The organism is Methylobacter sp. Wu8, assembly GCF_036440755.1.
GTDB lineage: Bacteria > Pseudomonadota > Gammaproteobacteria > Methylococcales > Methylomonadaceae > Methylobacter_A > Methylobacter_A tundripaludum_A.
Window position 1 is genome coordinate 1 of record NZ_JAZGVT010000048.1, and the last position, 20,883, is coordinate 20,883.

The window sequence follows — 20,883 nt, forward strand, 5'->3', positions numbered from 1 at the left end:
TAGGAACGTGCATGAAATAACCTGAGCAAGTTTTATTTTTCATTTTTTAACCATGAAGGACATGAAGCGGCATGAAAGGTTTAAGTCTTCATGCTCTTCATGGTAATTGCCTAAATTAATTTAGGCACGATCCTTAGTTTCAAGTACCCGGTGCGCAACCTGACGGTCTCTATTAATGAAACCAATGCGCATGGCGTATCCGCAGGTCAACCTTGTCGCCTTTGTTCAGATGCAGACGCCTGAACTGATCATTGGGCATTTCCGCATAAACGCTTGCAGCCGAGCCGTTCTTGACCAACTCGATGCGGATCAGGGCGCCCAGGTGTTGCCAGTCTTTCAGCGTTACAAAGGCGTCGCTGTCGGCTCTCGATTTTTCAATAACAATATCATGAGGGCGGACGTGAGCAATCTTGCCATAGTGTTGTGCTGTCGGTAATCCCGCTGCCTGCAACCAATCGGAGTCGTGTTCTTCCAGGTTAAAAACATTGGTTTGGCCGATAAAGCGGGACACGAAAGCATTGGCCGGATGATCGTAAATGTCGCCGGGCGCGCCTTGCTGTTCGATGCGCCCGTGGTTGAGCACCACAACCTGGCTGGCGACTTCCATGGCTTCTTCCTGGTCATGGGTGACAAAAATACTGGTGACATTCAGGTCATGATGCAGGTTGCGCAGCCATTGCCGCAAGTCCTTGCGCACGCCGGCATCCAGCGCGCCGAACGGCTCATCCAACAATAATACCGAAGGCTCAACAGCCAGCGCGCGAGCCAGCGCGATACGCTGGCGCTGTCCGCCGGACAGTTGATCGGGATAACGGTCGTGCAGCCAGTCCAGTTGCACCAGACCCAATAAATCATGCACCTTCTTGTGGATAATCGCTTCGCCCGGCCGCTCGCTGCGAGGCTTGACTCTTAAGCCGAACGCCACGTTCTCGAATACGGTCATGTGCCGGAACAGCGCATAGTGCTGAAATACAAAACCGATTTGGCGATTCTTGACCGGTTTATCGGTGACCTTATCGCCTTTCAAGAACACATCGCCTTGGTCTGTTTGCTCAAGACCGGCAATGATGCGCAGCAACGTGGTTTTTCCGCAGCCGGACGGCCCCAGCAAAGCGACTAATTCGCCTTCGGGAATGTCGAGGCTGATATTGTCCAGCGCGGAAAACGAGCCGAAATGTTTACTGATATGGTTTACGCTAATACTCATGGGATTTCTCTAAATATTTTAAATTCAGGGGAAAGATGAAGGGCGAAAATATTTCCTGTCCCACTCAGCCTTTAGCCTTTAGTTTTTTATCTTGATTTTGCTTCCACTCAAGGACGGTCTTAAACACCAGCGTTACCACGGCCAGGGCCGCCAATAGCGAAGCGCCGGCGAAAGAACCGACAAAGTCGTATTCGTTGTAACTGACCTCGACATGCAGCGGCAGCGTGTTGGTCAGTCCGCGGATATGGCCGGACACCACCGAGACGGCGCCGAATTCGCCCATCGCCCTGGCGTTACACAGCAGCACGCCGTTCAGCAGGCCCCATTTGACATTCGGCAAGGTGACTCTGAAAAAGGTTTGCCAGCCGCTGGCGCCGAGCGACAGCGCGGCTTCCTCTTCTTCATGGCCGATTTCCTGCATCAGCGGAATCAGCTCCCTGGCAACGAACGGGAAAGTCACGAACAGGGTCGCCAGAACAATCCCCGGCACGGCGAAGATGATCTTGATGTCATGTTCGGAAAACCAGGGGCCCAGCCATCCTTGCGCGCCGAAAATCAGCACATAAATCAAACCGGCAATCACCGGCGAGACCGAAAACGGCAGATCGATCAGGGTAATCAGCAGGCTTTTACCGCGAAAGTCAAACCGGGCTATCGCCCAGGCGGCGGAAACGCCGAACACGGTGGTCAGCGGCACGGTGATCAATGCAATGAACAGCGTCAGTCTCATCGCAGCCAGCGCATCGGGGTGGGTCAGGCTGGAGCTGTAGGCCGTCCAGCCTTTGGCAAAAGCCTCAACCAACACGGTTAACAGCGGCAAAAGCAAAAACAAACCGATAATACCGAGGGTGAGTCCGATCAAGACATATCGAACCCAGTTGGGATCGGATAGCGTGAGTTTTTTTGAAGTAATAAAGGAGTTTGCGGAAACGGCGCTCATCACGAATTCCTCACAGTTGTCCTGAACGGCGGCGTACCCACCATTGCAGCCCGTTAATAAGTAACAGCAGTACAAACGACAGGATCAGCATGGTCAAGCCAATTGCGGTTGCCCCAGCGTAATCGTATTGTTCCAGTTTGGTGATAATCAACAGCGGCACAATCTCCGAGATATACGGCATATTACCGGCAATGAAAATCACCGACCCGTATTCGCCGATGCCTCGCGCAAAAGCCAGCGCAAAACCGGTAATCGTAGCGGGCAGAATATTAGGCAAGACGACCTTGACAAATGTTTGCCGCCGGGTAGCGCCGAGACTGGCGGCGGCTTCTTCCATTGCGGTATCCAGTTCCTGCAGCACCGGCTCGATGGTGCGCACCACAAACGGTAAGCCGATAAAGATCAAGGCAAAGACAATGCCCAGCGGTTTGTAGGCAATTTGGATCCCGAGACTGTCCATGACCAGCTTGCCGATCCAGCCGCGAGGTTCGTAGATCGCCGCCAGCACGATGCCGGCTACGGCGGTCGGCAAGGCGAACGGCAGGTCGATCAGGGCGTCAAACAGGCGTTTGCCGGGAAATGAGTAGCGTACCAGCGACCAGGCGATGATAAAGCCGAATATCGCAGCCGCGGCGGCGGCAATTAATGCCGCGCCAAAGCTTAGCCTGAAAGAAGCCTGTACACGCTCATTGGTCAGTATCGCCCAGTATTCGTTCAGGCTAAGCTGTAACGTTTTCAACAGCATCGCGCTGAGCGGAATCAGCACGATCAGAGCCAGATAGAACAGGGTAAATCCTATGGCCGGGCGAAATCCCGGCATGATGTTACTTTGCGGCATGTCAGTAATTTCCGGTTACATTAAAACAGAGGTGTTATATTTCTCAGCTGTTTCATGTGTTTTTAACGTAAAAAAGCGGGAGTGAACGAGGCGCTCGCTCCCACAGGAAGGACAACTTATGGTTTGTAGATTTGATCGAAAAGGCCGCCGTCATCGAAATGCTCTTTTTGCACTTGCGCCCAGCTGCCGAACTTCTCGCTGACGGTAAACAGCTCCAATTTCGGAAAGCGTTTTAAGTCTTCAGGATTGGCGTGTTCGGGTTGGTAAGGGCGGTAAAAATGCTTTGCCGCCAGTTTTTGCCCAATCGGCGAATACAGGTATTGCAGATAACCTTCGGCCAAATCCAGGTTGTCGTTCTTTTTGGCGACCTTCTCGACCACGGCGACCGGGGTTTCCGTCTTGATACTGACCGGCGGCACCACGATTTCGAATTCACCGGCGCCCTGTTCGTTAACCGCCAAAAACGCTTCGTTTTCCCAAGTGATCAGTACATCGCCGATACCGCGTTGAATAAAGGTTGTGGTGGAGCCGCGCGCGCCGGAATCCAAAACCGGCGCATTCTTGTAAATTTTCTTTACGAAGTCCTTGGCGGCTTCCTTGCCGCCGAATTTTTTTTCTCCAAACGCCCAGGCAGCCAGATAGTTATAACGCGCGCCGCCCGATGTTTTAGGATTGGGCGTGATCACAGAGACGCCGTCTTTGGCCAAGTCATCCCAGTTTTTAATACCTTTGGGATTGCCTTTGTGGACCAAAAATACAATGGTGGAGGTATAAGGCAAGCTGTTATTGGGCAAGCGGGTTTGCCAATCTTTAGGAATCACTCCAGCCCGCTCGACAATTTGGTCGATATCGTGCGACAACGCCAAAGTGACTACGTCCGCTTCCAGGCCGTCGATTACCGCCCGTGTCTGCTTGCCGCCACCACCGTGCGATTGTTGTACACCGACGTCTTCTCCGGTTTTTTCTTTCCAGTATTTAATAAATTCTTTGTTGTAGTCCTGATACAGCTCTCTGGTCGGGTCGTATGACACATTGAGAATGGTTCTTTCAGCCAAGGCCGTACCGCTTGAAAGCAGGGTTAGCGCGAACAGCAGATGTTTTAATGGTTTGGTGAGTTTCATGGTTTCTCCTTAATGGAAGCTGTTTTATTTGCTTTGCCGCATCGTTTTAATTTAAGCGTCATAACGATCCGCATGGAAAGCATGGTAATCAAATTAAGTTGGCAACAAAAACGATATATTTAGATGCATGCATCTAAAAATTAGATAATAAGCCTGGGGCAGAATACTCAGCGGTCTTGTCGTACATTATCGGATTTGCCTCATCCTTCATCTGCCGGAGCAAAGGAGGACAAGGCCGGAAAACCCGGTAGGACGAGGGAGAAGCGCTGATTGAGCCCTTCGGCAGACTCAGGGTGAACGCTAAGGCATTGATTCCGTTAGTGCTGAGTGTTTCGATTGCGCTCAGGAGAGACGCCTGTCGAAGCATGAACGGAATCAAGTTGTTCGGCGCCGCCCTCGTTATAATTTGGGCTTGCCATCGCCAAATGCATTCAAGCTGACTTCAAAGTAGAAGAAGTTGCTGGCCTCGGTGGTGAAAGGACCGGTCGGTGCGGCCTGCGCCCTGGTAAAGCTGCCTGGTTCGAAACGGGCGTAACTTAAGCTCCAATCGACATACGGGTTGAGTTTGTGGCGCATGCGGAAGTCGAGCTCATGGCCCAGGAAACTGCCGCTTCGGCCCGTTGTATCCCTCAGGTTAGCCCGGTTCCAGGCCTCGGTTTCGCTTTCCAGCCAGAACGCGCCATAACCGGCGTCGAGGCGGACATCTTTGTGCGGGGTGAACTCCAGGCGGGCTTTGGGCGCATGCACGTTATCCCAGGAGAAATAGTCGTTGCGCGACCACGGCTGGTTGAAGCCGTAAAATGCATCGAATTTTTCGTTCGAGCCGCTTGAAGCATTTCTATTGGGATCTTTGTCGCCGGTACCGAAACCGTAATAGGCGCTGACTCTCGGTTTCCAGTCATGGTCAAAGGTGTAACCCGTTTCCAAAGAGTAAGCCAGTGCATCGTGCTGAAGCTCCAGCTCCTTGGCCACGCCCGTTCTGGTATAGCCAAACCGGCCGAACTGTTTATTGATGTCGGCATCGAAATCGAAGCCGCTGTCGCCGAACAAGCCGTAAACCCGTAAGCCCGGTGCAAAAATATCCATACTGTTCTTGCGGTCGGCAACAATCCTATTATAAGGATCGCCATTGACCTTGCGCCCCATAAAGTAGGGCTGGATGGTGATGTAATCCGACCATTGCCGGATACTCAGCACGCCGCCGTAAAACCAGGTATCTTCATCGGGTTGGTCGAAGTCGTATTTCAAACGCTGAACCGGTTGGAATGCGAAGGTGTCCAGATCCCAGTTGTTTTGTTTCTTGCCGAATCGGACACGGAAACCCTCGAAGTTATTGGTGGTGTTGCGGAACTGGTTGCTGCCCACCAGACGTCGATCCAGCAATTCCAAAGCCTGGCGGCCGGCGCGGATGCTTAACGGCCGGTTATGGCCGAGCGCATTGTCAAAGTATAACTCGGCATAGCCCTGAATTATTTCAAACTCGTTGACATCGGAATCGGTCTTTTCATACAAACCGTTGTAACTGCGGGCGTCTTCAAACTCGACCGCAAAGCGCAAGGGGTCGAGAATGTCTTTTACGCCGACATAGCCACGGGTTCTCAACAGCCATAGATTGTCGGGATCGTTGCGATAAGAGGATAACGTAGCGCCGGTTGTGGAATCGTTCCTGCGTCGGTAATCGTTTTCCCGGTACTCGTAGCGGGTGCGGAAGTCCAGGCCCACATCCAGCCAATCCACATCACGGAACTGCTTGAATTGGGTCTTGCTCAGATTTCGCACATAAGCCGGCGGATCGGTGTCCGGTTCGACGCGATAGCCTTTAGTCTTACGGTAATAATCCTCGGCATTCGCCAAGCCGGGCCATGTCAGCAACAGGCCCAAGGCACCGGCTACCGACGCGGTATTTACGAGTTTACGCTTCATGATGTTCACCTAAAATCTCTGTTGGGTACAGTAACTTCCGGTGATCCGGTCGGTTTGTATTTATGATGTGGTAATGCTTTCGCCGTTTTTTACGGTAGAAATAGAAAATTATTTTTTATTGTCAAAGCGTAGTTTCTCCCTACGCTCGATTTGTACAACCTTGTTTTCGTGAATGGTAATTTCAATCGAACCGAACTTAATCTCTTGTAAAATGACGGCAATCTGGTTTGCGATTTCAGTTGTTCGCGGATCTCTATATGTTTTTTCTAATTTAAGCGCCATGAAATACTCACTATCGAAGTTGAAATGTATCGATTACGTTGGCGGGAAGTTTAAAGAGAATTTTATATTTAATAAAACGACAATATTAGATGTTTGTATCTAATTAGAAGATATTATCCGTTTCACTTTCCGCTACCGGGTCCTTGAATTCAGCGGTTTCAGCTAAGGACCGTGCATAAATTAATTTAGGCAATTACCATGAAGGACATGAAGACTTAAACCTTTCATGCCGCTTCATGTCCTTCATGGTTAAAAAATGAAAAATAAAACTTGCTCAAGTTATTTCATACACGTTCCTAAGGGTTCGCGGGTGTGCCAAATCGCTCTCTCCTAGAAATAGTACACTCAGAACTTATTTTGACTCCGTTGCTTTGCTTGGGCAGGCAAGCCGCTATTAATCATCAGACATTCATGCAATTTTTTGTTAAACCCAATCCTTTTCTCAAGCTGTTATCTTTTCGCGTCATAATCGTTCTCGCCTACCAAATAATGGCGATCGTGGTGGGTTGGCATATTTACGAGCTGACGCATGACACATTGGCCCTGGGTCTAGTCGGATTGGCTGAGGTCGTTCCCTACTTCTGTTGCGCGTTGTTTGCCGGTTATGCGGTAGATCACCATTCTCGGCGCATGTTCGGTGTGTTCGCCTGCCTGATGCTGTTTCTGACCGCGTTGACACTGACAGCAGTGGCGGCAGGTTGGATAGGCGGCAATCCTGCGTTGTGGATCTACGGCTCTATCGCCTTTACCGGAGTGGCGCGCGCGTTTATCGGTCCGTCGTATAGCGCGATGTTCGCCTTGGTTTTACAGCGCGAACACTATGCCAGGGCCTCGGGAATCGGCAGTGCCGTGTTCCAGTTTGGACTCGTGGTCGGGCCTGCGATAGGCGGCATCCTGGTCGGATGGGCAGGCAAGACTGCCGCTTACGGCGTTGCAGCCGGCCTGTGTCTGGTTGCCGCAGTGGCGTTGCTGTCACTGCGTGTCGAGGAACCTCCCGCAGCGGCCAGCGCACCTATTTTCACCAGCATCGCCGAAGGATTGCGCTTCGTGTTCAGCAACCAGATCATCTTGGGCGCGCAGTCGCTGGACATGTTCGCCGTGCTGTTCGGGGGCGCGGTTTCCATGCTGCCTGCGTTCATTCACGACATCTTTCATTACGGTCCCGAGGGGCTTGGGATTCTTCGCGCCGCTCCGGCAGTCGGGGCCGTGGTAACCGGGCTAGTGCTAGCCCGCCATCCGATCAACCTGCACGCCGGGCGTTGGCTGCTGACAGCTGTGGCAGGGTTCGGCTTCTGCATGATTTTCTTTGCCATATCAACAAACTTCTGGGTTGCCGGGCTGGCGTTGATACTTTCCGGTGTTTGCGACGGAGTCTCCGTGGTTATGCGCACGACCATTATGCAACTGGCGACGCCCGATGCCATGCGTGGCAGGGTTTCCGCTATCAACGGCATCTTTATCGGCTCATCCAACGAGCTGGGGGCTTTTGAATCGGGTATTGCTGCGCGCCTGATGGGGCTGGCGCCGTCGGTAGTGTTCGGCGGAGTGATGACCTTGACTGTAGTTGCCGCGACGGCAAAACTGGCGCCGAAACTGCGCCGGTTGGAGCTTCACCAACTGCATTGATCCTGTTGATCATGCGTTGCAAAAAAACGCCTGGGAGTCTGTCTAATTTAGCGAATTGATATGAATGTTATCCCGCTGGTTATAGGAAAAGGCCGTTTGATGACGTTAAAAAACCATTTTGATAAATATTTCGAAATCAATACACTCTAATAATATCCACCCGAGAGATCGGAACAATACCTATCCGACAGACTCCTAGCGTAGATTTATCAGCGCAACCAATTGTTCTTCATCGATGGGTCTGGTTAAGCAGTAATCGAACCCGGCGGCCAGCGCTTCGGTCTTTTGGTTGCTGTCGGCAAACGTGCTGATGGCGGCGACTTTTAGCGGGTTATGCCGGCTTCTGAGGATTTTTATCATTTCCAGACCCGACATGACCGGCATGCTGAGATCGATAAGCGCCATTTGATAGCGGTTTTCGCTGATGAATTGCAACGCTTCGGCACCGTCGGCGGCGGCGTCTACGGTGTAGCCGCTCAGTTCAAGCATGTTGCCCAGTATCAGCCGGTTTATTTCACTGTCATCGGCAATTAAAATGCGGTTTTCTGCCTGGAGCAGGTTCTGAGTATCTATAGCTTGTTTTATCTGCATGATTGACGACCTGCTTAATTGCGCTGTCCTGTTGTGTTTCTGACATAATGCGCCCCTGAAACCCAGGTAATCAGGCTGGTGGGGCATCAGTGCGGCTATATCGTCCAGTCTGAGCGAACCGGCCAGTCCGCAGAGCAGTTGCCGGTCTTTTGCCAGACCGGCAAATCGGGCTATGCCGGTTTTCGCCATGACCTGGGTTAAAGAACCGTTGCCCTTGTTCATGGTGTCGAGCATGACGCCTTTGAAACCGGCATCGGCGAGCGAGTCTACCACGGCTAAATCCGGTTGGGTATCGGCGAATAATACGGCGATTAAGTTCAGCGTTTGCGGCAACGTAGCGAGTTTTTCAATCGTTCCCTGCCAGTCGCCGCCGGGGAAAAAACCGATTTTGACATAATCGACGCCGGTTTCGGCCATCGCCTCGACTGCCCGGTAGACAAGCTCCGGCTGCATCGGCAGGTCGCCAACGGTTGCGCTGACGGGACAACGGCCATCGATTTCATCAACAATGGTTTTGACCAGGTCTGTTTCCAGCGCGCCCAAAGCGCCTAAAGCCGGTTGTTTCAGGTCGATAATATCGACGTTCGCGCTTAGCGTCTGCAAGGCTTCTTCTACGCTGTTGACGCTGGCGAGCATTCCGGTCATGGCTTAACTCCGGTTTTTGCCTCAGCCGTTTTCGCTTGGTTTACTGTATGGTTTTCAATGACAGACATCAACCAACCCCAGGCTTCCAGCTCCCGGTCCCCGGCTGTTTTTTCCAGGCCAATGCGCAGATAGTCGATTTCAGCTTGTATTTTTTCCAGCGGAAGCATGTTTAATCGGCTGATTAAAATCGCCGCTTCCAGCACCGAATACTGGGCGCGGTTAAAGCCTTTAAAGGGCGCATGATTAACGGTATGCACGGCTTTACAGAATAATTTGGGCCGGGTCTCGTCGTCTTCGACGCGAACCAGTTCGACTTCGGTATGGGCCAATGTGCAATCGAGCACTTGGCCGTTGATTTTTTCCGCCGGTTTTAACGGCCAGTCGCGCCGCCCGGTCAGGCAGCCGGCAAATACCCGCACGTCGTCGCAATAGTTGATGACGGCGGTTTTGCTGTCCAGCAGGTTATTGAGCGTGGTTGAAGGGCGGAACGGCAGGATGATGAATTCGTCTTGCGCTTCAGCGGATAAATGTATGCCCATAGGCGCAATATGCGCCAAGCCTGAACTGTTTTGGGTGATGACTATGGTTTCTTGAATCATTAGTAATTTTTTATTAAAACAGGTAAATCAAAAAATGATTAAAAAAGTATCACCACGAAGACACGAAGAACACGAAGTTTTATTTCTTCGTGTTCTTCGTGTCTCGGCAATTGCTCCTGCATTGCTCTACCTCCTGTATCCATACAGTCGTTCGTGGTGAATAAAAAGCTTTTAATCACCTGTTTAGCAGCAGTTGGTTCCGCCTCTGGGTAATGAAAGGATGCAATCATTAGTGCTTTTTTATCGCCAGGGATGGTGTGTATGCCGCAGGCCCGCCGGGAGCGGGCGCGGCGAAAGTGGTTCCGGCAGGTTTAAAGGTGTGCAGGTCAATGGTGGACTCTTCGCTGTCGGTTGCGCAGCCCCATTGCAGCGCTTGATCCTGGGTGTAGCGCTTACCCAATTGCCAGGCTATTTCAGCGCGGGCCAGTTCAACGCCCAGATAAAAAGCGTGTCCGCCGTCGTTTTCGACATGCAGTTTTGGAAACAGGTCGAATGGATCGGTGGCGCTGTGCAATCCGTCTCGGTTAAAAATATGTACGCCTTCGGTGCTGATTTGTACGCGGTAACTGGGGTCTTTGATTTGCCCGGCCAGTTCCTTGATTTCATCCAGACTGTAAGGGAAGGGCGAGGTTTCATGCAAGGCCATTAAACCCGGATCGATATGTTTGGGCAGCATGTTATGCTCTTTCGCCGCAAACATGATGCGGCGGGCCAGATCGGCTTCCTTGACCGCCCGGCAGGCATGCTTGCTGACTTCGGTCGCCAGAATGCTGTTGATGTTGAGTTCCGAGCAGATGCCCAGCAGCAACGCATTCATGCCTACGGTATCGGCATGGGTCAGTTCGGTGATGTTGCCGACGCCCAGCATCATTTCAATATCGGGATGCTTCTTCCTGACCTCGTGATAGCGCACGATGGATTGCGTGAAGCCGAAGTGCAGCGGGTCTAAAATCGGGTCGACGATAAAGTCCCGGTTTTTTGCCTGCATGATTTTTATAGCCCGGTCCAGCGAAGCCAAGTCTTCATGTTTTTCCGGGATTAAAATCGGCGTCGCTGCGACTTCGTCGGCGACCCATAACGTGCTTTCGTGCAGGCTGAGCATGTAGTCCGCGCCCGCCTTGCCGCCCCTGAGCAAATCGTCCGACTCCAGCGAATCGATGCTGACGGTAAAGCCTTCCTGCTTCAAGGTGCGGATGATGTCTTCCATGTGCGGAAAATCGGTGCTCGGCAGACAGCCTATGTCGATCACGTCAGCGCCGTTGTGTTTGTAGTAATAAGCGCGCTTGACCACCTCTTCGACGCTGACATTGGGCGCATCGACGATTTCGGCAAAGATTTTAACGCTGTAGTTGTTTAAATCAATCTTGTGCGCGGCGTGGCCGAAGAACATCGGCAAGTCTTTCAGTTCGTCCGGTCCGCGTTCGATCGGCAACCCCATATTTTTGGACAAGGCTTCCAGATCGCCGCGGCAGCGTCCGGGTACCAGTATGCGGTCGGCGCCGAAAGTGTCGGTCAAGCGGCGGCCTATCATGTCTGCGGTCATCAACGCCGCGACTTTAAGCCCCAGCTGATGCACGGTATAGGTGAATTCCGGCTGCATTTTTTCCAGAATGCTATGCAGCTGCTTTTCCGCCAGTTTGCCGGTAAGAAAAAGGATATGTTCGCTCATGTTAACGATTGTAGCCGTTCTTTGACTTTGACGATCAATTCATCGACGCTTTCAACGACGCTCGTGTATTCAAAGGTGCGCAATTTGGCCGTGCCTTCCAGATCGATTTTACGCGGATAAACCATGACTTTGCCGCCCGGCGCGGTGGTTTCCATTTCCGGGGCTATATCGCAAGGGTAGACGATGCTCTGAACCTTGCATTTCCCGGCCTGGGAATAAAGATTGGTCACCAGCGAGTCGGAAATGCCCAATACGCATTTGGCAACCGTGTTCGACGTGGTCGGGGCCATCACAAAGGTATGGTAATGGCCCTTGTAAAAATGCCCGACCGGCGGCGCTGAGGCGGCTTTATCGCGGTACACCGGCATTTTTTTTCGAACGTCATCGAGATTGATGCCATACATTTTTAACACCTCTTCACCGGCCTGACTCAGATACAGATCAACTTCATCCAGCGTCAGCAAGAAGTCCAGGCATTCTTCTATATAATGGCCGGAGCCGGTAATGGCCCAGGCTAATCGTGATTTAGGCATTAAATTCAATCAGGGTCGAAAACATTTGGTTATTATACATGAATCAAAACAGCGATCTTGCGCACAGGAGCTTTTAGGGAATGTTCAGTAATATCAACAAGCCATTAATTATGGGGATTTTAAATATAACCCCGGACAGTTTTTCCGATGGCGGCAAATACTCGGGACTCGATGCCGCGATGCGGCAGGTTGAGCTGATGCTGGCCGAAGGCGTGGATATTATCGATATTGGCGGGGAGTCAACCCGCCCGGGCGCTGAACGGGTTGCGGCTGCTGAGCAGATTTCGCGGGTTGTTCCGGTGATTAAAGCGATCAGGCAACAAGCCTACGATGTTCTGATCAGCATCGATACGACCTTAAGCGAGGTCGCCAAAGCGGCGCTGGATGCCGGAGCCGATATGATCAACGATGTTGCCGGGGGCAGGGAGGATGCAGCAATTCTGACGCTGGCCGCCCAAACCGGTGCGCCGATTATTTTGATGCACAGCAAGGGAGACCCAAAAACCATGCAGGATAATCCGCATTATCAAAATGTGGTTCAGGAAGTGCTCGATGTGCTGAATGAAAGCATCGATGCGGCATTAAAAGCAGGCGTTAAAAAACAAGCGATTGCGATCGATCCGGGCATAGGTTTCGGCAAACGCAAGCAGGATAATCTCGATTTGCTGGCGCATCTTGACAGGTTCGTGGCAACGGGTTTCCCGGTGTTGCTGGGCGCCAGCCGCAAGCGCTTTATGGGAACGATTTGCGATGTGACCGAGCCCTCTGAACTGGTTACCGCCACCGCCGTGACCACGGCTTTAGGCGTAATGGCGGGCGTGCAGATGTTTCGGGTGCATGATGTCGAGGAAAACCGGCAGGCGGCCGATGTGGCCTGGGCGATTAAACAGAGCAGGTAGGGTGGGCGGGCTTTTTTGCCCACCCTTGTCCATTTCTTATTTATCAGGTGTATAGGTATTTTGACTGCTTTTGGCGGCGGTGTCTGTTGGGTGAGTCTCTGACGGAGCACGATAATCGCCTTCAGATAGATAGGTAAGAAACATCGGCAATAATACAAGAATGGATAAAACCAACGCCAGGCCGCCGATAAATAACAATAGCGTTTTAATGTTGCCTGCAACATTTTCTGCAATATCGTCTGAATCAGTTGAGGACAAGGGTTGGTCGATTTTGTTGGGATGTTCGTCTTGGTTTGGCATGATAATCTCCCGGTAACTGATTGAAAGAAAAATGAAATACCACTAGATCTTTGAGGCTGGTATCCAGCATGCTAGCCGCATCATGGATTTACCGCAACTACTTCTTGATGCCATCAAAAGACTACAGGTCAGTCAGCGTTAGCGATGTTTTTTGCCCCGTTCCTTGGCGTGGGTTGTTTAAAATTTAAATTATATGAATAAAGATAAATTTTTAAGATTTATAATTACCGGCCTCAATCGGCTTATTGCCAGTGCGGTTGCTGAAAAGGTCTCGGCTCTTGCAACGGAAGATTATTTACGGCAACGCGCGCAACGGGCCGATAAGCAGGCTTTTCAAGGTTTGTTGGCTAAGGTACCAAGTCGTGAAGCGGTTTTGAGCGATGAGTTGTAAACAAGTTAATTAAGAGGTGTCATGAGTATGAACCTAGAGGCAAGAATTACCTATAATCCGCTTCAATGCGGGGGCAAACCTTGTGTTCGTAATATGAGAATTCGGGTTAGCGATATTTTGCAAATGTTGGGTGAAGGTGTCAGTACCGAGGAGATTTTGCAAGATTTTCCCGATTTAGAGCTGCAAGACATTCAGGCTTGCCTGCTGTATGCTGCGCGTCGGGTGAATTTGGAACGGTTGGCAGCGTGATTTTTTGGATTGATGCACAACTGCCGCCGCAATTGGCTAGCTGGCTTAGCCAGACGTTTAAGGTAGAAGCCTATGCTTTACGTGACTTGCAGTTACGCGATGCCGAAGATGAACGGATTTTTCAAAAAGCGCGTCAGCAAGGTATCGTGCTCATCAGCAAAGACAGTGATTTCGTCGAGATGGTGTTGCGTTTGGGTACGCCTCCGCAACTGCTTTGGGTGACTTGCGGCAATGTGACCAACCGTCGCTTGCAAAATCTTTTGACTCAGGTGTTTCCTCGGGCACTGGAATTACTGGTATCGGGTGAAGCGATTGTTGAAATAGCCGACCTTGAAAAGACTTAAATATTGAAGTTTTGATATGACAATTGGATAACGATGTGGAAAAAGATGTTATGAATCGGCTCAACTGCGTAAACGAATGCGCCAGGAAAGCCTGGAGAGGACTTGCGCCTTGCGCGTGGATTTATCCAAGGACGGCTTGAATTTATGATCATGCAGGGAAATTTTGAACAACTGCCTCTAAAGGATTTTACCGAAAAAGCCTATCTGGATTATTCCATGTATGTGATTTTGGACCGGGCTTTGCCGCATATTGCCGACGGCTTAAAACCGGTACAGCGGCGTATTGTTTATGCGATGTCCGAGTTGGGTTTGACGGCGGCGGCCAAATATAAAAAATCGGCCAGAACCGTCGGTGACGTGCTGGGTAAATATCATCCGCACGGCGATTCCGCCTGCTATGAAGCGATGGTTTTGATGGCGCAGGACTTTTCTTACCGTTATCCGCTGGTTGACGGGCAGGGCAACTGGGGTTCCCCTGACGATCCCAAATCCTTTGCCGCGATGCGTTACACCGAATCGCGTCTGACCGCCTATGCGCAAACCTTGCTCAGCGAATTGGGGCAGGGTACGGTCGAATGGGCGGACAATTTCGACGCCACCTTAAAAGAGCCGGTGCTGTTGCCCGCAAGGCTGCCGAATATATTGCTGAACGGCACGATGGGCATCGCGGTCGGCATGGCGACCGATATACCGCCGCATAATTTGCGCGAAGTCGCCAATGCCTGTATCCAGTTGTTGGATGACCCGGACAGTACGCTGGAAACGCTGTTCACCCATATCAAAGGCCCCGATTACCCGACCGATGCGGAAATCATCACCCCGGCCGATGAGATACAGAAAATGTATATCAGCGGCGGCGGCTCGATAAAAATGCGCGCCAAATACGAGCAGGAAGACGGCAATATCGTGATTACCGCGCTGCCGCACCAGGTTTCCGGCGCTAAATTGCTGGAACAGATAGCCGCGCAAATGCTGGCGAAAAAGCTGCCGATGATCGAAGACTTGCGGGACGAATCGGATCACGAGAATCCGACCCGCCTGCTGGTCATTCCACGCTCGAAACGGGTCGATGCGGACGAGGTGATGTCGCATCTGTTCGCGACGACCGACCTGGAAAAAAGCTATCGCGTCAACATGAACATGATCGGCCTGGACGGGAGGCCCAAGGTTAAAGGGCTCCGTGACATCCTGGTTGAATGGCTGGCGTTCCGTACCGAGACGGTGCGCAGACGCCTGCAATACAGGCTGGATAAGGTGCTGGCGCGGCTGCATATCCTGGACGGCTTGCTGATCGCCTACCTGAATATCGACGAAGTTATCGCGATTATCCGCAATGAAGACCATCCCAAACCGGTGCTGATGGAGCGCTTCGGTATCACCGATATTCAGGCCGAAGCGATACTGGAATTAAAATTACGGCATCTGGCCAAGCTCGAAGAAATGAAGATTCGCGGCGAGCAGGACGAACTGGAATTGGAGCGCGCAGCATTGGAAAAAACGTTGGGTTCGCCGCGCCTGCTGAATCGCCTGATCAGGAAAGAACTCGAACGCGATGCGGAAAAATACGGCGACGACCGCCGCTCGCCGATTGTCGCCAGGAATGCGGCGCAGGCGCTGGAAACGACGGCGTTGATAAGCAACGAGCCGCTAACCGTCATCCTGTCGGAAAAAGGCTGGATCAGGGCCGCAAAGGGCCATGACATTGATGTCGCCAGCCTGAGCTACCGTTCCGGCGACGGCTTCCTGGATGCGGTCAAATGCCGGACCACGCAACCGGTTTATATCCTCGACTCCACCGGCCGGGCTTACAGCACCGCTACGCACGATCTGCCGTCGGCCAGGACTCAGGGCGAACCGTTGACCGGGCGGCTCAATCCTCCGCCGGGCTCGTTATTTTTGCATCTGCTGGCGGGTCAGCCCGATGACTGGTACGTGTTGGCCAGCCATTTCGGTTACGGCTTCAGGGTTCAGTTGAAAGAATTGTTGAGCAAGAACAAGGCCGGTAAACTGCTGATCACGCTGCCGGATGGCGCCAAGGTATTAAAGCCCGCGCCGATACATAACGAATCCGATTCGCTCGCGGTGGTGACCTTGCAAGGCCGCCTGCTGATTTTTCCGGTGGCCGAGCTGCCTGCGCTGGCGAAAGGCAAAGGCAATAAGCTGATTCAAATTCCGAGCGCCGATCTGACCGGCGGAAAAGATTACGTGGTCGCTGCGGTGGCGCTGCCTGAAAACGGCCAGTTGAAAATCATTGCCGGTAAACGGCAGTTAACGCTTAAGGGTGCGGATATTGAGCATTATTCCGGCAGCCGCGCCAAACGGGGATTGGCGTTGCCCAGAGGCTTTCAACGGGTTGACGGCTTGGAGTCCGAGTGATTTGCGCTTTATTGGAGCTTACTTTTTATCGGACGTTTTCAGCCTGACGATAAGGCGCCGGTAATCATCCTCGCTTAACGCATCGTTCATTATCAGCACGGACCGCTTTTTTGCATCGCGGTTAAAATGCAGAAATATAGCGAAGGTGGTGATGACGGTTGAATCCAGAATTTGAATCTGTTCAAAGTCGTTGCCGACGGAGAGTTCCCAGCCGAATGCTTCGGACTGCTTGATTTTGTACCGTTGGTTTTTTACGCGTTTGAAAATAAACCGAAGATGTACGCAAATGCCGGTCAACAGGGCCAATTTGACGGCAATCGGTAACGCATTGGCGATGCTTGAGGCCAATGCCAGCACATGCATCACGACCAGCAGCTGTTTTAACCGCACGGATGGTTTAAGTTCCACCCGCAGTGTGGGTTCGGTTTTCTTTGGCAAGTTCGGCCGCTCCTGTGTTATTGCCGCTTGATAATAGGCGTATTTCAATGCAAAGCAAGATTACACCGATTTTTTGTCTTTGTTCAAACAGCGATATAATCAACGCACTTTAAAATCTATTGTTTTGTATATTGATGAATCCTAATTGGAAAAACTTTCTGCTTGCTGAACATGCAATATTTGACAACGATACCGACATCGTTTTTCCATCGTCCGGGCATGGAGGTGATAAGCGTATTTATCCGGTTTCGTATCTGGGCGTTTTGACGATTGCAGGAAAAGATGCGGCAAAATTCTTGCAGGGGCAGATCACCTGCAATATTAACGACATTACGGACACGCAAAGCAGCCTGGGGGCAATGTGCAATCCCAAGGGCAGGACGATTACCACTTTTTTACTGGTTAAAAACGCCGATGCTTTTTTGATGATTTTGCCTAAAGAATTATTGGCAGCGGTCAAAAAAAGACTACAGATGTATGTGCTGCGGTCGGATGTGGTTTTAACGGACAGCTCGGATGATGTGTGTTTAATCGGCTTGAGCCTGCAATCTGCCGATGCGCCCGAACACCGCTTCGCGACAACTCGGCAGGAAAATATCGTGGTTGATTTTCAGGATCGACGTCTGGTTATCGCCGAGGCCGGTAACGCCCAAGCTCTTTGGGCGGAACAGCTTAAACAAGGTTTCCAGCCTGAGAGTTCGGCGCAATGGCGCTATCTCGATATTATCTCAGGGGTTCCGTGGCTTACTGCGGAAACATCGGAAGAGTTTATTCCGCAGATGCTTAACTTGGATAAACTGGGCGGCATTAGTTTCAATAAAGGCTGTTATACCGGCCAGGAAATTGTTGCCCGGACTCATTATTTGGGCAAGACAAAAAGGGAAATGTTTCTGGCCGAATGCGACGTCTCGGCAGTTCCTGAGCCTAATTCAACAATCATCGACGACAGCGGACAAAGCATAGGTAAGGTGCTGTATGCCCAGAATGGGCCGAATAGCTGCAAAATGCTGATTGTTCTGCAAGTTTCCGAGACCCATACTTATAATCTCAGGTTGGAAAATCCTCGTCGGGATGAAATAATTTTATCAAGAGCATGATTTAATTGATATTATTCGACAAGGTAATAACAATGCAATTTACTTCCGCCCAGGACTTCCTCGATCATGTTCAAGCCAAACTTGATGCGAATCTTTCATTTGCCAAGCCCGGCTTTTCCGCCGACACTGCAATCCTGGAAATTGAAGTTATTTTGGATGAGATGGAAATTGCCCGAAGCCTGTTTTCCTAAGAATATTTAAAACTATGATGAATACTGAAGCCGCCGCACGTTTTCGCCGATTGGGCACCATAACCATTTTTGCCGTTTATTTTGTGATTCTTGTCGGAGGGATCGTAAGGGCTTCCGGTGCGGGCATGGGCTGCCCCGACTGGCCGACCTGCTTCGGACAATGGGTGCCGCCTACCGATGAGTCGCAATTACCTGCCAATTATCATGAAATTTATGCCGGGCGCGGTTATCAGAACACCGAGTTCAACCCGGTCAAAACCTGGACCGAATACACCAATCGCCTGGTTGGAGTGACGATTGGATTCCTGATTTTTTTGACCGCCTGGTCGTCGCGCATCTATCTCAAAACGGACAAGACCATTTTTTATTTGGCGGTCAGCGTGTTTTTCCTGGTCGGTTTTCAAGGCTGGCTGGGTTCGTCGGTGGTGGCGAGCAACCTCAAGCCGTTGATGATCACCTTACATATGCTGCTGGCTTTGTTTATAGTCGCATTGCTTATTTATACGATTGCCCGTTCGCAACGGAATGTTATCGCAAAAATTGATATTCGGGCGCTGCCGGACAAATTTAAAACCGTGTTGATCGCGGCAATGGTCATGACCTTGCTGCAAGTGGCTATGGGAACCCAGGTCAGGGAAGCGGTCGATTTTATCTCTCATAATCATGCTTATATCGAGCGGCAATACTGGCGTGACGATTTCCCGGTCATTTTTTACATACATCGATCGTTCTCCTCGATTATTTTATTCACCAACCTTTGGCTGGCCTGGAAGATTGTCCGGTCTTTCGACAAGAAAAGCCTGTTGCGTCGTATCGGACTATTGTTGGCTGCGTTGGTGGTTACGGCGATTATTGCAGGCATCAGCCTGGATAGACTGGGCATGCCGCCGATCGCTCAGCCGATACACCTGCTGATGGCGAACCTCATTTTCGGCGCCCAGTTCTTTCTTTACACTTGCCTGAATTACGCCTCGGCGCCGTTGTCAAAAAACCAGTCTTAACGGACTTCGATATGCTTGCGGCCGTTTAGATGGGTATGCCTTGCGCGCAGCTCGTTACCGCTATGTAGGAATGACGCTATAGTTTCGTTTAACAGCCGTGTTGAATGTAAAATGGCGCAAATAAAAATAAAAACTCCGGTTACCAATGGCAACTCAAGAACTATCTGCAAATCTGCTTTTTTTTAGGGACTTCTTTAAACGTTTCTTACCAAACTCCCAAGCCGTTGCGCTGGCAATCATCCTGATTGTCAGTTTTGTGCTGATTTATTCGCTGTCAGGCTTGTTAATGCCTGTTTTTGTATCGATCGTGCTGGCCTATCTGTTGGAAGGCGTGGTGAGCAAGGCTGAAAGCATGAAGATAGCGCGCCTGCCGGCGGTGTATCTGGTATTTTCAGTGTTTATGGCCGGTTTGGTTTTTTTATTGTTTTACTTGATACCGATCGTTTCGCAACAGGCCGTCGAGCTTGTTCAGCAGGTCCCGGAGATCCTGAACAGGGCGCAAACCGGAATCATGCGCTTGCCGGAAATGTATCCGAAATTGATTTCAGAAAGCAAAGTTCAACAAATGATGTTTGCCGTACAGCGGGAGTTGCTAACTTACGGGCAAAATATATTGTCACATTCAGCGGCATCGGTTGTGGGTTTGGTCAGCGTCATGATTTATCTGTTCCTGGTGCCGATGATGGTCTTTTTCTTTTTAAAAGATAAGCAGATGTTGGTAGCCTGGTTTTTGCAGTTTATGCCTAGGGACAGGCATTTGACGGTGCGCGTTTGGGAAGAGATCGATGTCCAGATCGGCAATTATGTGCGCGGCAAATTCGGCGAGGTTTTTATTCTCTGGGCTGTCAGTTATGCGACTTACGCGACGATGGGCCTGAATTACGCGATGCTGCTGGCTGTTTTTATGGGCTTGCAGGTCATTATTCCTTACATTGGCGCAACGCTGGTTACGTTCCCTGTTTTGGGCGTCGCTTATTTTCAGTGGGGATTTGGCGGCGATGAATTTATGTACGTTGTCATTGCCTACTCGATTATCCAGATGCTCGACGGCGTTGTGCTGGTGCCGGTATTGTTTTCCGAGGCGGTTAATTTACACGCTGTTGCAATTATTATCGCCATTTTGTTTTTTGGCGGTTTGTGGGGTTTTTGGGGGGTATTTTTAGCTATTCCGTTAGCGACCGTGGTCAAGGCGGTGCTGACCGCCTGGCCGCGGCTCGGGGATAAAGGGCTGGATGCAAATTATTAAAAGAAGCGAAAACGACAATGAACAACATAGAATCCCCTGAGAACGAAGAATCGGCAAAAACGCTTACCACAGTCATTTACTCGCTGTACGCGGCGTCTTACTTTGTCGGTGTCACAGCCATCGTTGCAATCGTGATGAATTATGTCAAGAAGGACGACGTGGCAGGAGCATTCCTGGAGAGCCATTTTCGGTGGCAAATCAGAACCTTCTGGTTCGGGGTGCTGTGGGGTGTGCTGGGGACAATCACGATGGTGTTCATTGTCGGGTGGTTTGTGCTTGTCGCTAACGGTATTTGGGTTATTTACCGTATAGTGAAAGGCTGGTTGCGGCTGAATGACGGTAAGCCAATGTACACTGACTAAGGCATTCAAGAGGGA

General features: G+C 51.0%; 23 protein-coding genes. 11 read left to right on the forward strand and 12 right to left on the reverse strand.

Translation table 11 applies throughout. The annotated features are described in order from the left end of the window. Nucleotides 1-172 precede the first annotated feature (172 nt). The 6 genes from V3O24_RS04965 to V3O24_RS04990 all read right to left on the reverse strand — a co-directional run bounded on the left by V3O24_RS04965 (nt 173) and on the right by V3O24_RS04990 (nt 6,311). On the reverse strand, nt 173-1,207 hold the full coding sequence (locus V3O24_RS04965) for a sulfate ABC transporter ATP-binding protein (RefSeq protein WP_331306449.1): 1,035 nt from the start codon (nt 1,205-1,207) through the stop codon (nt 173-175). 64 nt (nt 1,208-1,271) lie between these two features. Then, complete coding sequence (gene cysW / locus V3O24_RS04970; protein ID WP_104424553.1) at nt 1,272-2,147, reverse strand: sulfate ABC transporter permease subunit CysW; 876 nt, start codon at nt 2,145-2,147, stop codon at nt 1,272-1,274. Nucleotides 2,148-2,157: 10 nt separating this feature from the next. After that, on the reverse strand, nt 2,158-2,985 hold the full coding sequence (gene cysT, locus V3O24_RS04975; protein ID WP_331306450.1) for a sulfate ABC transporter permease subunit CysT: 828 nt from the start codon (nt 2,983-2,985) through the stop codon (nt 2,158-2,160). Nucleotides 2,986-3,101: 116 nt separating this feature from the next. Next, entirely contained in the window at nt 3,102-4,106 is a 1,005-nt protein-coding gene (locus V3O24_RS04980; protein WP_331306451.1) for a sulfate ABC transporter substrate-binding protein, read from the reverse strand. A gap of 399 nt (nt 4,107-4,505) precedes the next feature. Beyond that, nucleotides 4,506-6,029 carry an alginate export family protein gene (locus tag V3O24_RS04985; protein WP_331306452.1) on the reverse strand — a complete coding sequence of 508 codons (1,524 nt, stop codon included), beginning with the start codon at nt 6,027-6,029 and terminating at the stop codon, nt 4,506-4,508. Between the two features lie 108 nt (nt 6,030-6,137). After that, entirely contained in the window at nt 6,138-6,311 is a 174-nt protein-coding gene (locus V3O24_RS04990) for a YezD family protein (protein ID WP_331306453.1), read from the reverse strand. A gap of 411 nt (nt 6,312-6,722) precedes the next feature. Here V3O24_RS04990 and V3O24_RS04995 point away from each other — a divergent pair, with 411 nt between their 5' ends. Further along, complete coding sequence (locus V3O24_RS04995; RefSeq protein ID WP_104423991.1) at nt 6,723-7,937, forward strand: MFS transporter; 1,215 nt, start codon at nt 6,723-6,725, stop codon at nt 7,935-7,937. A 195-nt stretch (nt 7,938-8,132) separates the two neighbouring features. Here V3O24_RS04995 and V3O24_RS05000 read toward each other — a convergent pair whose 3' ends face one another. From V3O24_RS05000 to V3O24_RS05015, 4 genes are all read right to left on the reverse strand, one after another. Beyond that, complete coding sequence (locus tag V3O24_RS05000; RefSeq protein ID WP_331306454.1) at nt 8,133-9,173, reverse strand: (5-formylfuran-3-yl)methyl phosphate synthase; 1,041 nt, start codon at nt 9,171-9,173, stop codon at nt 8,133-8,135. Continuing rightward, a complete protein-coding gene (locus V3O24_RS05005) occupies nt 9,170-9,772 on the reverse strand; it encodes a DUF447 domain-containing protein (protein ID WP_331306455.1) in 603 nt (200 codons plus the stop codon). The genes V3O24_RS05000 and V3O24_RS05005 overlap by 4 nt, the downstream gene beginning before the upstream one ends. Before the next feature lie 229 nt (nt 9,773-10,001). Further along, nucleotides 10,002-11,441 (reverse strand): DUF6513 domain-containing protein, encoded by a 1,440-nt coding sequence (locus tag V3O24_RS05010; protein WP_331306456.1) that lies wholly within the window; start codon nt 11,439-11,441, stop codon nt 10,002-10,004. Then, complete coding sequence (locus V3O24_RS05015) at nt 11,438-11,974, reverse strand: flavoprotein (RefSeq protein WP_331306457.1); 537 nt, start codon at nt 11,972-11,974, stop codon at nt 11,438-11,440. The genes V3O24_RS05010 and V3O24_RS05015 overlap by 4 nt, the downstream gene beginning before the upstream one ends. Nucleotides 11,975-12,054: 80 nt before the next feature. Between V3O24_RS05015 and folP the strand changes: the two genes are divergently transcribed. After that, nucleotides 12,055-12,873: a dihydropteroate synthase gene (gene folP / locus V3O24_RS05020; RefSeq protein WP_331306458.1), complete on the forward strand. Its 819-nt coding sequence runs from the start codon at nt 12,055-12,057 to the stop codon at nt 12,871-12,873. 36 nt (nt 12,874-12,909) lie between these two features. Here the strand turns inward: folP and V3O24_RS05025 are convergent, their stop codons facing one another. Next, the gene (locus tag V3O24_RS05025) at nt 12,910-13,173 is read right to left on the reverse strand and encodes a hypothetical protein (RefSeq protein ID WP_331306459.1); all 264 of its coding nucleotides are present in this window, start codon (nt 13,171-13,173) and stop codon (nt 12,910-12,912) included. Nucleotides 13,174-13,366: 193 nt separating this feature from the next. On the opposite strand from V3O24_RS05025, the gene V3O24_RS05030 reads away from it, so the two are divergent. The 4 genes from V3O24_RS05030 (at nt 13,367) to parC (ending at nt 16,533) form a co-directional block, all read left to right on the forward strand. Beyond that, on the forward strand, nt 13,367-13,564 hold the full coding sequence (locus V3O24_RS05030; RefSeq protein ID WP_181049886.1) for a hypothetical protein: 198 nt from the start codon (nt 13,367-13,369) through the stop codon (nt 13,562-13,564). 21 nt (nt 13,565-13,585) lie between these two features. Continuing rightward, nucleotides 13,586-13,813: a DUF433 domain-containing protein gene (locus V3O24_RS05035; protein ID WP_258076627.1), complete on the forward strand. Its 228-nt coding sequence runs from the start codon at nt 13,586-13,588 to the stop codon at nt 13,811-13,813. Continuing rightward, nucleotides 13,810-14,157, forward strand: a complete 348-nt coding sequence (locus tag V3O24_RS05040; RefSeq protein ID WP_104423984.1) for a DUF5615 family PIN-like protein — start codon at nt 13,810-13,812, stop codon at nt 14,155-14,157. The genes V3O24_RS05035 and V3O24_RS05040 overlap by 4 nt, the downstream gene beginning before the upstream one ends. Before the next feature lie 144 nt (nt 14,158-14,301). After that, nucleotides 14,302-16,533, forward strand: a complete 2,232-nt coding sequence (gene parC, locus V3O24_RS05045; RefSeq protein ID WP_331306494.1) for a DNA topoisomerase IV subunit A — start codon at nt 14,302-14,304, stop codon at nt 16,531-16,533. Between the two features lie 18 nt (nt 16,534-16,551). On the opposite strand, the gene V3O24_RS05050 is transcribed toward parC, so the two are convergent. Further along, nucleotides 16,552-16,971 (reverse strand): protein YgfX, encoded by a 420-nt coding sequence (locus V3O24_RS05050; RefSeq protein ID WP_331306460.1) that lies wholly within the window; start codon nt 16,969-16,971, stop codon nt 16,552-16,554. Between the two features lie 134 nt (nt 16,972-17,105). Between V3O24_RS05050 and V3O24_RS05055 the strand changes: the two genes are divergently transcribed. The 5 genes from V3O24_RS05055 to V3O24_RS05075 all read left to right on the forward strand — a co-directional run bounded on the left by V3O24_RS05055 (nt 17,106) and on the right by V3O24_RS05075 (nt 20,868). Beyond that, on the forward strand, nt 17,106-18,068 hold the full coding sequence (locus tag V3O24_RS05055; RefSeq protein WP_331306461.1) for a folate-binding protein: 963 nt from the start codon (nt 17,106-17,108) through the stop codon (nt 18,066-18,068). Nucleotides 18,069-18,100: 32 nt separating this feature from the next. Further along, the gene (locus V3O24_RS05060; RefSeq protein ID WP_331306462.1) at nt 18,101-18,259 is read left to right on the forward strand and encodes a hypothetical protein; all 159 of its coding nucleotides are present in this window, start codon (nt 18,101-18,103) and stop codon (nt 18,257-18,259) included. Between the two features lie 14 nt (nt 18,260-18,273). Then, entirely contained in the window at nt 18,274-19,260 is a 987-nt protein-coding gene (locus tag V3O24_RS05065; RefSeq protein WP_331306463.1) for a COX15/CtaA family protein, read from the forward strand. 145 nt (nt 19,261-19,405) lie between these two features. Further along, nucleotides 19,406-20,506, forward strand: coding sequence for an AI-2E family transporter (locus V3O24_RS05070; protein WP_331306464.1), 1,101 nt, complete (start codon nt 19,406-19,408; stop codon nt 20,504-20,506). A 17-nt stretch (nt 20,507-20,523) separates the two neighbouring features. After that, nucleotides 20,524-20,868, forward strand: coding sequence for a hypothetical protein (locus V3O24_RS05075; RefSeq protein WP_331306465.1), 345 nt, complete (start codon nt 20,524-20,526; stop codon nt 20,866-20,868). The last annotated feature ends 15 nt before the right edge of the window (nt 20,869-20,883 follow it).